The 11,446-nt window shown below is 73.0% G+C and carries 13 protein-coding genes; 5 read left to right on the forward strand and 8 right to left on the reverse strand.

Annotation, left to right across the window (positions count from 1 at the left end; all coding sequences use genetic code 11):
• Positions 1 to 13: 13 nt before the first annotated feature.
• The gene (locus ACIP98_RS26230; protein ID WP_319660736.1) at positions 14 to 556 is read left to right on the forward strand and encodes a gamma carbonic anhydrase family protein; all 543 of its coding nucleotides are present in this window, start codon (positions 14 to 16) and stop codon (positions 554 to 556) included.
• A 10-nt stretch (positions 557 to 566) separates the two neighbouring features.
• On the opposite strand, the gene ACIP98_RS26235 is transcribed toward ACIP98_RS26230, so the two are convergent.
• Entirely contained in the window at positions 567 to 1,217 is a 651-nt protein-coding gene (locus ACIP98_RS26235; protein WP_319660737.1) for a DedA family protein, read from the reverse strand.
• Between the two features lie 129 nt (positions 1,218 to 1,346).
• Entirely contained in the window at positions 1,347 to 1,799 is a 453-nt protein-coding gene (locus tag ACIP98_RS26240) for a DUF4442 domain-containing protein (RefSeq protein WP_319660738.1), read from the reverse strand.
• Positions 1,800 to 1,871: 72 nt separating this feature from the next.
• On the opposite strand from ACIP98_RS26240, the gene ACIP98_RS26245 reads away from it, so the two are divergent.
• Complete coding sequence (locus ACIP98_RS26245; RefSeq protein WP_401978196.1) at positions 1,872 to 2,852, forward strand: hypothetical protein; 981 nt, start codon at positions 1,872 to 1,874, stop codon at positions 2,850 to 2,852.
• Positions 2,853 to 2,926: 74 nt separating this feature from the next.
• Positions 2,927 to 4,270, forward strand: a complete 1,344-nt coding sequence (locus ACIP98_RS26250; RefSeq protein WP_401978198.1) for an MFS transporter — start codon at positions 2,927 to 2,929, stop codon at positions 4,268 to 4,270.
• Here ACIP98_RS26250 and ACIP98_RS26255 read toward each other — a convergent pair.
• The 4 genes from ACIP98_RS26255 to ACIP98_RS26270 form a co-directional block, all read right to left on the reverse strand.
• Positions 4,210 to 5,067, reverse strand: a complete 858-nt coding sequence (locus ACIP98_RS26255; protein WP_401978200.1) for a spermidine synthase — start codon at positions 5,065 to 5,067, stop codon at positions 4,210 to 4,212. The two genes, ACIP98_RS26250 and ACIP98_RS26255, sit on opposite strands and share 61 nt — an antisense overlap.
• An 85-nt stretch (positions 5,068 to 5,152) precedes the next feature.
• Positions 5,153 to 6,325 carry an elongation factor Tu gene (gene tuf, locus ACIP98_RS26260; protein ID WP_401978203.1) on the reverse strand — a complete coding sequence of 391 codons (1,173 nt, stop codon included), beginning with the start codon at positions 6,323 to 6,325 and terminating at the stop codon, positions 5,153 to 5,155.
• Positions 6,326 to 6,669: 344 nt separating this feature from the next.
• Positions 6,670 to 7,320 (reverse strand): class I SAM-dependent methyltransferase, encoded by a 651-nt coding sequence (locus ACIP98_RS26265; protein ID WP_319666044.1) that lies wholly within the window; start codon positions 7,318 to 7,320, stop codon positions 6,670 to 6,672.
• A gap of 30 nt (positions 7,321 to 7,350) precedes the next feature.
• Complete coding sequence (locus ACIP98_RS26270) at positions 7,351 to 8,058, reverse strand: DNA alkylation repair protein (protein WP_319666043.1); 708 nt, start codon at positions 8,056 to 8,058, stop codon at positions 7,351 to 7,353.
• Positions 8,059 to 8,124: 66 nt separating this feature from the next.
• On the opposite strand from ACIP98_RS26270, the gene ACIP98_RS26275 reads away from it, so the two are divergent.
• Entirely contained in the window at positions 8,125 to 8,865 is a 741-nt protein-coding gene (locus tag ACIP98_RS26275) for a TVP38/TMEM64 family protein (RefSeq protein WP_319666042.1), read from the forward strand.
• 438 nt (positions 8,866 to 9,303) lie between these two features.
• Here the strand turns inward: ACIP98_RS26275 and ACIP98_RS26280 are convergent, their stop codons facing one another.
• Entirely contained in the window at positions 9,304 to 9,918 is a 615-nt protein-coding gene (locus ACIP98_RS26280; RefSeq protein ID WP_319666041.1) for a flavin reductase family protein, read from the reverse strand.
• Positions 9,919 to 10,166: 248 nt separating this feature from the next.
• Between ACIP98_RS26280 and ACIP98_RS26285 the strand changes: the two genes are divergently transcribed.
• On the forward strand, positions 10,167 to 10,922 hold the full coding sequence (locus ACIP98_RS26285; protein WP_401978235.1) for a recombinase family protein: 756 nt from the start codon (positions 10,167 to 10,169) through the stop codon (positions 10,920 to 10,922).
• Here the strand turns inward: ACIP98_RS26285 and ACIP98_RS26290 are convergent.
• The gene (locus ACIP98_RS26290) at positions 10,874 to 11,416 is read right to left on the reverse strand and encodes a hypothetical protein (RefSeq protein ID WP_401978206.1); all 543 of its coding nucleotides are present in this window, start codon (positions 11,414 to 11,416) and stop codon (positions 10,874 to 10,876) included. The two genes, ACIP98_RS26285 and ACIP98_RS26290, sit on opposite strands and share 49 nt — an antisense overlap.
• Between the last annotated feature and the right edge of the window lie 30 nt (positions 11,417 to 11,446).

Genomic DNA, 11,446 nt, shown 5'->3' on the forward strand with positions numbered 1-11,446 from the left:
TACGGTGATCTCCATGACGGAGAGAGCCTTGATCGCGGCCGTGGGCGGCCACACGCCCCGCGTCGACCCGGACGCCTTCGCCGCGCCGACCTCGGTGGTGCTGGGCGAGGTCACGATGGCGGCAGGCGCCAGCGCCTGGTACCACGCGGTGCTCCGCGGCGACTGCGCGCCGATCAGCCTCGGCGCGGGCAGCAATGTGCAGGACAACGCGACGGTCCACGCCGATCCGGGCTTCCCGGCGGTGATCGGCGCGGGCGTCACGATCGGGCACAACGCGGTGGTGCACGGCTGCGTCGTGGAGGACCACGTGCTGGTCGGCATGGGCGCGACGGTGCTCAACGGCGCCCGCATCGGGACGGGTTCGCTGGTGGCGGCGGGCGCCCTCGTACCGCAGGGCATGCGCGTGCCGCCGGGTTCGCTGGTGGCCGGGGTGCCGGCCAAGGTGCGGCGGGAACTGACGGCGGAGGAGCGGGAGATGGTCCGGCTGAACGCCGAGCACTACGTGCAGCTGGCCAGTGCGCACCGCGCCGCGTTCACGGCGGACGCCGCGGGCTGAGCCCGGCGGCTCACTCGGCCGTCGCCGCGACCGTCTCCTCGGCGGGCTCCACGACGGCGGCCGCGGCGGCCTTGGCCCGGCGGCGTACGACGAGGAAGGACGCCAGGCCGATCAGCACGGCCGCGCCCAGGCCCACCCAGGAGAAGCGCTTGAGCCAGGGCTCGGCGACGATGCCCACGTAGTAGATGACGGCCGTCGTGCCGCCCGCCCACACGATGCCGCCGAGGACGTTGGCGACGAGGAACTTCCAGTACGGCATGCGCAGCACACCGGACAGCGGCCCGGCGAAGATCCGCAGCAGCGCGACGAAGCGCCCGAAGAACACCGCCCACATGCCCCAGCGTTCGAAGGACGCCTCGGCGGTCGCGATGTGGCCGGGAGAGAAGTGCTTGGGGAAGCGCCGGCCGAGCCGGTCCATCAGCGGACGTCCGCCGCGGCGGCCGATCGCGTAGCCGATGGAGTCGCCCACGATCGCCCCGGCCGTGGCGCAGACGCCGACCACCCATGGATTGACATGTCCCTGCGAGGCGAGCAGCGACGCGCTCACGAGGATGATCTCGCCCGGCAGGGGGATGCCCAGGCTCTCCACACCGATCACGAGGGCCACCAGCAGATAGATGCTGACGGGCGGGATCGTCCCGAGCCACTCCTGGACGTGCAAGGCCGCTTCCTTCCCCTGGGGCGGTCGGGTGCCGGTGCGCCGGGCGCGCACGTCGTTGCAGCGTATCCGACGTACGGCCCGGCGCGGTTCCCGTGCCTGTGGGGTGGCCCACCCCGGGGCCCCCGTGCGTCAGGAGTTGGGCCGCAGGGTCCACACGATCGACATCTCGCCCGTCACGGCGCCGTCCTCGCGCCGGATCGCGACGGTGACCGGGAACTCGGGGCGCTCGCCCTTGTCGAGTTCGGCGACGATCTCGGCGGCGGGGCGGCCGAGTTCGGCGGTGGCGGTGACCGGGCCCATGGCGAGCTTCTTGTAGGAGATCTCGGCGCGGACGGCGAGAGGCACCGCGCGGGAGAGCTGGTCGGCGAAGGCGGCGAGCACGATGGCACCGCTCGCGGACTCGGCGAGGGTGAACATGGCGCCCGCGTGGGGGCCGCCGACGTGGTTGTGGTAATCGGCCTGGTCGGGAAGGCGGAGCACCGCGCGCTCGGCGGTGGTCTCCTCGTACTCGAGGTTCAGGGTGCGGACCATGGGCACGGTGGCCGTCAGGAGCTCGGCTATCTGGGGCTGGTTCTCGGACATGGCCGGATGTTACCAGCTGGTAATGACGCGATCCATGGAACCGGGAGGCCGCAACCCCTAGTGTTTCGAGCCATGTGGCCAGGAGAACAGCAGCCCGGGGGACCGCAGTATCCGCAGCAGCCGGGGGGACCGCAGTATCCGCAGCATCCCCCGCAGCAGTTCCCGTCGCCGTACGCGCCCCAGCAACACCCGGCCTACCAGCCGCCGCCCCCGCCGTGGGGCGCCCAGACGCTGCCCGGCGGGCCCGGCGGGCCCAAGCCGCCCGGCAACCGGCGGGGCCTGGCCGTCGCGGTGTCGGTGGTCGCCGCCGCGGCGGTCGCCGCGGCCGGGGTGCTGATCGCCGTGAAGCTCACCGGGGACGACTCCGGCCGCCCCGAGGCCGGCCCGTCGGCGAGCGGCGCCCCGGCGGCCTCCGCGACCCCGTCGGGCGGGACGTCCTCCGCCCCGCCGTCCCCTACCGCGTCGGACGACGGCCCCGGCGCCGACGACGCGCGCGGCAACCCCGGCGACAGCGCGATCAAGCCCGTCGTCCCCGGCTGGCGGACCGTCGTCCGCGGCGACATGGGTGTCGCCTACGACGTCCCCCCGAACTGGACGGTGAAGGCGGCAGGCCTGCTCATCGGCTACGAGTGGGACAAGAACCGCATCGTCACCGGCGGCGCCGCCACCCTCGACGAGGACTGGTGCGGCACCGACCAGCGCGGCATGGCCGGGGTGAAGGGCGGCAAGGGCGCCAAGAGCCTGCAGTCCGAGGCCGCCAACGAGGCCTACAACTGGGCGTACGCCAAGTACAACCAGGAGGGCGGCACCAAGCTCACGCAGTCCGCGACCCGTGCCCACAAGAACGGCCAGGGGGTCAGCGGCTGGGTCTCCAGCACCCGCGCGACCGGCATGAAGGGCAAGTGCGCGGCCGACGGCACCGCCTACAGCTTCACCTTCCTCGGCAAGGACAAGGAGGTCCGCTCCTGGATCCTGGTCGTGGACAGCTTCAAGGGGGCCCCGGACACCAAGACGATCGCGAAGGTGCGCGACAGCGTCCGCCTGATCGGCTGAGGCCCGCACGCCGGCCGGCGAGCGCGCACGATATACGGTTGGCAGATGACCGCCCGGGCGGCGATAGTCCCCGGGTGACCCCCACGACCTCCCGCCCTCCCCGCCTCCGCTTCCGGTTCCCCGACTGGGCCGGCCGCAACTTCCGGCTGCTGGCCGCGGCCGCGTTCGTGACCAACCTCGGCACCTCCGGCGCCGTGGTCGCCTCGGCCTTCGCCGTGCTGCGGGCCGGTGGCGACGCCACCGACGTCGGACTGGTCGCGGCGGCACGCACGGTACCGCTGGTGGTCTTCCTGCTCATCGGCGGCGCGGTCGCGGACCGGCTGCCCCGGCACCGGGTCATGGTCGCCGCGAACTGCCTGAACGCGGTCTCCCAGGGCGTGTTCGCACTGCTCGTGATCTCCGGGGAGGCCCGAATCTGGCAGATGGCGGTCCTGGCCGCGCTGGGCGGCACCGGCACCGCGTTCTTCGCGCCCGCCAACGAGGGCATGCTGCTGTCCACCGTCGACGGCGCCCACGCCGGCCGCGCCTTCGCCGTGTTCCGGCTCGGGGTGAACGGGGCCAACGTCGGCGGCGCCGCGCTCGCGGGGGCGCTCATCGCGCTCGTGGGCCCCGGGTGGGTTCTGGCCGTGGACGCGGCCTGCTTCGCGCTCGCGGCGTCGCTGCGCGCGCTGCTGCGGGTGACGCGGACGGCAGCCGCGGCCACGCCCGGCGGCGGCCTGCTGCGCGATCTGCACGACGGATGGCGGGAGTTCGCGTCGCGGCGCTGGCTGTGGGGCATCGTCGTGCAGTTCTCCGTCGTCAACGCGGTCATGGTCGCCGCGGAGGCCGTCTACGGTCCCCTGGTGTCGCAGGCCGAACTCGGCGGCGCGGGCCCCTGGGGAGCGGCGCTGGCCGCGTTCGGCGTGGGCAACATCCTGGGCGGATTCCTGATGCTGCGCTGGCGCCCGCGGCGCATCCTGCTCGCGGGCACGCTCTGCGTCTTCCCGTTCGCCCTGCCCGCGGTGGCGCTCGCGCTGGTGCTGCCGGTGCCGCTCCTCGCGGCGACGATGCTCGTGGCCGGGCTCTCCATCGAGGTCTTCGGCGTGACGTGGATGCTGGCGCTGCGCCAGGAGATCCCGGAGGACAAGCTGTCCCGGGTCGCCGCGTACGACTGGTTCGGGTCGGTGTCCATGATCCCCCTCGGTACCGCGCTCGCGGGCCCCGCGGCCGGCGCCTTCGGCCTGACCGGGGCGCTGTGGGGATGCGCGGGGCTCGCCGTGCTCCTGACCGGCGCCGTCCTGCTCGCCCCCGAGGTGCGCGCCCTGCGGCGCAAGGACACCACCGCCGAGGTGGCCGGCGGCGGGCCCGCGCCGGTGGTTCAGCCGATCCCGAACGACCCGCCGGGCGGTTCCGGGGAGGGCACCGCGTCGCTGTCGTGAACCGGACGTGCCCGCCGGAGGAAGACCGCGAGGGCGTCGCCGTGGACGACCCGGGCGGGGAAGGCGTCGGCGACGGTGCGCCGGGTGAGCCGGGCGACGGGCAGCGGCCGCCGGGAGGCGGCGAGCACGGTGTTGCCGAAGCGGCGGCCCCGCAGCACGCCGGGCTCCGCGATCAGGCAGACCTCGCCGAACAGGGCGTCCAGGCCCGCGATCTGGGGCCGCAGGAAGTCGAAGGGCGCGGAGTCGGCGAGGTTCGCCAGGTAGACGCCGTCGGGACGCAGCACCCGCGCGGCCTCGCGGAGGAACTCGTACGACGTGAGGTGCGCGGGCACCCGCGAGCCGCCGAAGACGTCGGCGACGACGGCGTCCGCCGAGGCGTCCGGTGCCGCCTCCATCCAGCCGCGCGCGTCCTCGGTGGCCACGGTGAGCCCGTCGGCGCCCGCGGGCAGCGGCAGCCACCGGGCGACCAGGTCCGCGAGCGCCCGGTCGGCCTCGACCACGTGCTGGCGTGAGCCGGGCCGGGTGGCGGCGGTGTAGCGGGGCAGCGTCAGGGCACCGCCGCCGAGGTGGACGACGTCCAGCGGCTCCCCCGCGGGGGCCGACTCGTCCAGGACGTAGGCCAGGCGCCGGGTGTACTCGAACTCCAGATGCGTCGGGTCGTCGAGGTCGACGTACGACTGCGGGGCCCCGTCGACGGTCAGCAGCCAGCCGGCGGGCCGGTCCACGTCGGGCAGCAGCTTCGCCGCGCCGAAGTCCACCGCCTCGCTCACCGGAATGCGTTCGTCGTCGTGCTCCACGCGGCCATTGTCCCAGTGCGGAACGGGGCCGTTCCCGGGGGTAAGCGGAAGGGGCCCGGGCCGGGCCCGGGCCCCTTCGCTATCGCTAGTCGAGCAGCGCGGTGACGGTGCCGGCGCCGACCGTGCGCCCGCCCTCGCGGATGGCGAAGCCGAGACCGGTCTCCAGCGGCACCGCCCGGCCCAGCTCGACCGTCATCTCCACCCGCGCGCCGGGCAGCGCGATCCCGGCCCCGCCGAGGTCCACGTCGCCGACGACGTCCGCCGTCCGCACGTAGAACTGCGGGCGGTAGCCGGTCGCGATCGCCGTGCGCCGCCCGCCCTCGGCGGCCGGCAGCAGGTAGACCCCGGCGCGGAACCGGCGGCTGGGCGTGACGCTCCCGGGCGCGGCGACGACATGGCCGCGGCGTACGACGTCGCGCGCGACGCCGCGCAGCAGCAGCGCGACGTTGTCGCCGGCCTGCGCCTCGTCCATCGGCTTGCCGAACGTCTCCAGCCCGGTGACCACGGAGGCCGTGTCCGCGCCGAGCACCTCCACGCGGTCGCCGACCCGGATCGTGCCGCGCTCCACCGCACCGGTCACGACCGTGCCGCGGCCGGTGATGGTCAGCACGTTCTCCACCGGCAGCAGGAACGGCGCGTCGGTGTACCGGTGCGGCATCGGCACGTGCGTGTCCACCGCGTCGAGCAGCGCCTCGATCGCCGCCGTCCACCGCGGGTCGCCCTCCAGCGCCCTCAGCCCGGAGACCCGGACGACGGGCAGGGTGTCCCCGGGGTAGCCCTGGGCGGAGAGCAGCTCGCGCACCTCCAGCTCGACCAGGTCGGTCAGTTCGGGGTCCCCTGCGTCGGCCTTGTTGAGCGCCACGACGATGTGCTCGACGCCGACCTGGCGCGCGAGCAGCACGTGCTCGGCGGTCTGCGGCATGACGCCGTCGAGGGCCGAGACGACCAGGATCGCCCCGTCCAGCTGCGCCGCGCCCGTGATCATGTTCTTCACGTAGTCGGCGTGGCCGGGCATGTCGACGTGGGCGTAGTGGCGGGTGTCCGTCTCGTACTCGACGTGCGCGATGGTGATGGTGATCCCGCGGGCCGCCTCCTCCGGGGCCCTGTCGATCCGGTCGAACGGGACGAAGGCGGCGGAGCCGCGGGCGCTGAGGACCTTGGTGATGGCGGCGGTGAGCGTGGTCTTGCCGTGGTCGACATGACCCATCGTGCCGATGTTCAGGTGCGGCTTGGTGCGCTGGTACGCCTGCTTGGGCATGGTGCGGTGCTTTCTCGGTCAGTCGTCGCATCGATGCATCGACGCATCGACAAGTCGATCTGCGGAACGGGACCCCTGCGTCCTGCCGACCCTCCCCCTGCGGGGTCCGCCGGACTGTCCGGGGAGGGTCAGGTTCGGGCGCCGCCGAACGCGTGGACCGGGAAAGCCGGTGCCGGCGCAGCCTTCGGCGCGTCCGCGACCGCGGAGGCGTCTGCGAGGAAGGCGTACCGGAACATGCCGCCGATCATGCGGCACGGGACGGGCCGGGGGCGAACGATTTTTGACGGACGGGCACGGCAGGCCGGAGCGGCGGACGACATGGGCCGGACCGCGTACACGTCACGTCACGCCGCGCGCCGGGCCAGCACGTACCCGCGGCGGGACTCGGCCTCGTGCGGGTAGTGGGTCCGCTCGAGTGCCGCCCGCACGGTGAACCCGGTGTCCTCCAGGGCCGCGCGGACGTCGGCGGCGGCGAGGAAGTGGAAGTCCACGTCGACCTCGTGCCCCCACCACCGCTGCATGGGCCGGACCTCGGCGCCGAGGTGGAAGGCGACCAGCAGCGGGGCGGAAGGGCGCAGGACGCGCCGCATCTCGGCGAAGGCGGGCCGCAGTTCGTCCGGAGCGAGGTGGATCACGCTGTAGAGCGCGACGGCGGCGCCGAACTCGCCGTCGGCCGCGGGCAGACGACGGAGGTCGCCCACCCGGAACTCGGCGCCGGGATGGTCGGCGCGGGCGAGCGCGACCATCCGCGGCGACAGGTCGATCCCCACCGCCCGCACGCCCCGGCCGGCGAGCCAGCCCGTCACATGGCCGGGGCCGCAACCGAGATCGGCGACGGGGGCGCCGTCGGCCGTCTCCTCGACGAGGGCGGACAACAGGGCGCGGTCGAGCGGCTTGTGCGCGAGTTCGCCGGCGATACGCGTCCGGTACTCCCCCGCCACGGTGTCGTAGCTTCGCCGTACGCGGCCGTGGTCGTGTTCCGGGGCGCTGGGCATGCGCCCAGCATCGCAGTCACGGGAGCGCTGTCACAGGTGCTTCGTCGCCTCGCGCACCGACAGCGGTGACAGCCGGTCCGCGGCCGACACGACGAACTCCCGCACGGCGTCCGGGTCGGCGCGGGCGTACTCGCGCAGCGCCCAGCCGATCGCCTTGCGGACGAAGAAGTCACGGTGTCCGGACCGGAGCAGGCAGTAGCGGAACAACCGCTCGGCGTCGGTGCCGCCCTTGTACGTGAGTTGATGCAGCAGGGCCGTACGCGCGATCCACAGGTCGTCATCGGTGATCCACGCGTCCATGACCGCCACCAGCGCAGGATCGGCGGCGACCAGGGGTCCGACGACATGCGCCGCGAGCGGGTCGACCGTGTCCCACCACGACTCGGTCGCCACCAGGTGCCGGGCGGTGCCGAGGAACGCCGACGAGCAGCGCCCGATGTGGCGGCGCAGGTAGTCGACCGCGAAGTAGCGGTACTCCCGCTGGGGCAGTGCCCAGCAGCGCAGCGCCACGGCCGCACAGTCGTCCTCGCCGGGGCGCGGCATGCCCGCCAGGACCTCCCGGGACAATGCGCGCCGGGTAGGAGTGGCGATGCCGAGAAAGGGGAAGGCTCCGCGCATGTACGCCGCCGCGGAGGCGGCCCGTTCCGGATCGGCGGCCGCGGCATACACCGTGGTCAGACGGGGCAGCACCAGATCGGCGAGCGCGCTGTCCGGTGCGGCCGGGACATGGGATGTCATACGCGCACCGTACGCGGGACCACTGACGGACTCCGGACGGCCATCCTCCTGGGCTAGGCTCGCGGAATGTCCGACGCTCCCGCCCTGTCCGGTTCCCGCCCGCGCCTGCGCGTGTCGCCGTGGGCCCGACTGGCGCTGCTCGTCGTGCTCCTCCTGGGCGCCGGGGTCTGCGTGGTGGTCTGGGAGCCGCAGCATTACCTCGCCGACGGCTGGCCGGCGCGGCTCACGGGATTCGCCGCGATCCTGCTCTTCACGCTCGGCTACGGCATCTGCGCCACCGCCTTCGTCCCCCGCCCGCTGCTGAGCATGGGCGCCGGCGCGCTCTTCGGCTCGGTGTGGGGGCTGACCGCGGCGATCGGCGGCACGGTGATCTCCGCCGCGGTCTGCTTCGTCCTGGGCCGCGTCCTGGGCCGGGATGCCCTGCGACCGCTGCTGCGGGGCCGCGTACTGCTCTCCGCCGACCGGCAGTTGAGCCGGCACGGCTTCCGCACGATGCTCGTGATGCGGCTCTTCCCGGGCATCCCCTTCGCGGCGGCCAACTACGCCGCGGCCGTGTCCGAGACGCGCCTGGTGCCGTACCTGGTCGCGACGGCTCTCGGCACGATCCCCAACACGGCGGCCTATGTCGTCGCGGGCAGCCGCGCCGCCACCCCCACCTCGCCGGTGTTCCTGCTGGCGATGGGCTTCCTGGCGGTGACGGGACTCGGCGCGCTCGTGTTCACCGCTTGGGCCCGCCGCCGCCGGCGCCGCTCACCGCGCGGCCGGGCGCCCCTTCACCCCGGCACCGAGGTGCGCGACGCCGCGTGACGACCTCGCGGTCGATCCTGAACGCGTGCTCCTGCGGGCCCTCGTGGACGTCGGCCCGCCGGCACCTCGTTTCGTCCGAGCGGCGCGCGTTCCGTGCCAGGTGGTGCGCGAGGGCCACGGACTCGGCTCACCGTCGACCCGGGCGTGCAGCGGGGTCCACCGGACGCCGTGAACCCCCAGCCCTGCTCCGGCGTCCCGTGGGCAGTTCCGCACGCAGCACGTGGGGGCCGCCGTCGTCGTGCCTGGTGCGCGGCCCGTCGGTCGATGACCCCGGCAGGGATGCCGAGCCCCACCAGGTCACCCGGTAGCGGTCGAGGAGCGGCGCCGCGGCGGCTCAAGGCGGACACCGTTCATCACGGAGCCGGGGGCCAGGCGGCGCCCGGCCCCCGGCGAACGTTGCCCGAGGTGCCCCCAGCCGGTGCGACCGGGTCCGGCGGATCAGCCCTGGCGTGCGCCGGGCCAGTCGGCGTAGCGGATGCGGGAGATCTCCAGGACCTCGCCCGTCGTGGCCCACTCGTCCTTGCCGAGGCGCGCGAGCGGACGCAGCTTGCGGACGTCCGGCTGGCCGTCGGCCATCACGGCCTCGGAGACGGCGGCGTGCACCACGCGGCCGAAGACGACGGTCGAGTCGCCGAGGGTCACCGTGCTGTGCAGCTCGCACTCCAGGGCCACCGGGGAGGCCGCCACCCGCGGCGGCTTGACCGCGTGGCTGGGCTCACGGGCGATGCCGACCTCGTCGAACTCGCTGACGCCGCGCGGGAAGTCGGTCCCGGTCGCGTTGATCTGCTCGAAGAGGTGCTCGGGGGCGAGGTTGACGACGAACTGCCGGGTCTCCTCGATGTTGCGCAGCGAGTCCTTCCGGCCGACCGACGTGAACTGCACGACCGGCGGGCTGACGCACGCGACCGTGAAGAAGGAGTGCGGGGCGAGGTTCGCCGTTCCCGCCTCGCTCAGGGTCGACACCCACGCGATCGGCCGCGGCACGACCACCGAGGTCAGCAGCTTGTAGAAGGGGTTGCGGCCCATGGCCTCGGGATCGAAGTCGATTCGCATGGGCGCCAGTATCCCCCTCGGGGGACGGGGATCACAGCCGCCCTCTCCGCCCTGGCCGAACGCGAGGTTCCGACGAAAGGGCCTGGTATCGGAAGGCACGGGTCACCGGAGTCGATCACCCCATGTCCACGCCGAACGAGTGGGACGACATACTCATTCCGCCGCAGGCACGCGGCGGCCGCGTCACCCTGAACGTCAACGACGAGCCGGCCGCGTGACTCCCCCAACGGCCGGCTGCCTCTCTGCGGATCTCCTCCGACCGCTTCGGCATCGAAGCAGGAGTCGACCGCCAGGAGGAAGATGCCGAGGACACTCGGGCACGGCTGCGCTGGGGACCGTTCGCCAAGATCTACAAGGAGAACGACACCTCGGCGTTCAAGAAGCGCAAGGTCGTACGCGCCGACGGGACGATCGACTGGGTCGTCATCCGTCCGAAGTTCCGAGAACTCCTCAGTGATCTCGCAGCCGGCGTCATCGACGGAGTGATCCTCTACAACCCGGACCGCCTGGTCCGCCAGCCGGGGGATCTGGAAGACCTCATCGACATCGTCGAGTACGTCAAACGTCCGGTGATCGGCGCCGCCGGCGGCCGCATAAACCTCATCAACGACAGTGACCGGCACATGGCCCGGATGATGTGCGTCATGGCGCTGAAATCCTCCGAGGACACCGCCCGCCGGGTCGCCCGCATGCACCTCGCCACCGCCCAGGACGGCAAAATCCAGGGCCGCATCGCCTACGGATGGATCCGCAAGGGCCACGACAAGCGCAAAACCCTCCCCGCAGAAGCGGCGGTTGTCACCGCGCTCTTCGACGACTTCCTCAGCGGCGAGTCCGCCTACAGCCTCGCCAGGAAACTCAACGACAGCAAAGTCATGCCACCCGCCGCGGCGCAATGGTCGGCCACCATGGTCCGCAAGATTCTCCGCAACCCGTGCTACGCCGGCATGGTCTCCTACGGCGGACGCCACCGGGTCGACGCCACCCTCGCCTGGGACGGCTGAAGACCGTCTTCAGAAACCACTAGATCTACGCTTGCGTCTGTCAGGACCGTACGCAGCTTTCTATGCACCGGCCAGGCGTGCGACATGAACTCGGCTTCCGTCAGTCGACCAGTGAGCACGAACTCCTTCCACAGCACATGCTCCAGTCCGGCAGCTCCGCTCATGATCCGCTGTTCGACGAACCCTCCGTCGACTGTGGCAGTAATCGCGTACTGCATCTGCAGGCGAAGCGCCTGTCCTGCGCGGGGATCGCGGAAGACGGGCAGGACGCAGGCCAGCAGATCTGCCAAGGACACCTGGTCCTCGGGATACCACCAGCCGGCGCTGATACGGCGTGCCGGGTCGCACAGCATCGGGCCCCACTGGCCCCACACCGACTGATCCTGGCGATCCTGGCCGACGGGCAGGGCGGGGGCGACCCACCGGCCGAGCGCGAAGGAGAGCCCGACATGCAGGACACCAATGCGCAACGAGCCGGGGGCCCACCTCTTCATCCGTGAAGGGTGGGCCCCGGTCGTCGACGC

The organism is Streptomyces sp. NPDC088354, assembly GCF_044753585.1.
Classification (GTDB): Bacteria; Actinomycetota; Actinomycetes; order Streptomycetales; family Streptomycetaceae; genus Actinacidiphila.

Coding starts and splice junctions, on each gene's coding strand:
- tuf (WP_401978203.1), bottom strand. CDS start 6,325: ATGCCCAAGCAGGCGTACCAGCGCACCAAGCCGCACCTGAACATCGGC.
- ACIP98_RS26275 (WP_319666042.1), top strand. CDS start 8,125: ATGTCCGACGCTCCCGCCCTGTCCGGTTCCCGCCCGCGCCTGCGCGTG.
- ACIP98_RS26230 (WP_319660736.1), top strand. CDS start 14: ATGACGGAGAGAGCCTTGATCGCGGCCGTGGGCGGCCACACGCCCCGC.
- ACIP98_RS26280 (WP_319666041.1), bottom strand. CDS start 9,918: ATGCGAATCGACTTCGATCCCGAGGCCATGGGCCGCAACCCCTTCTAC.
- ACIP98_RS26290 (WP_401978206.1), bottom strand. CDS start 11,416: ATGAAGAGGTGGGCCCCCGGCTCGTTGCGCATTGGTGTCCTGCATGTC.
- ACIP98_RS26270 (WP_319666043.1), bottom strand. CDS start 8,058: ATGACATCCCATGTCCCGGCCGCACCGGACAGCGCGCTCGCCGATCTG.
- ACIP98_RS26240 (WP_319660738.1), bottom strand. CDS start 1,799: ATGTCCGAGAACCAGCCCCAGATAGCCGAGCTCCTGACGGCCACCGTG.
- ACIP98_RS26265 (WP_319666044.1), bottom strand. CDS start 7,320: ATGCCCAGCGCCCCGGAACACGACCACGGCCGCGTACGGCGAAGCTAC.
- ACIP98_RS26245 (WP_401978196.1), top strand. CDS start 1,872: ATGTGGCCAGGAGAACAGCAGCCCGGGGGACCGCAGTATCCGCAGCAG.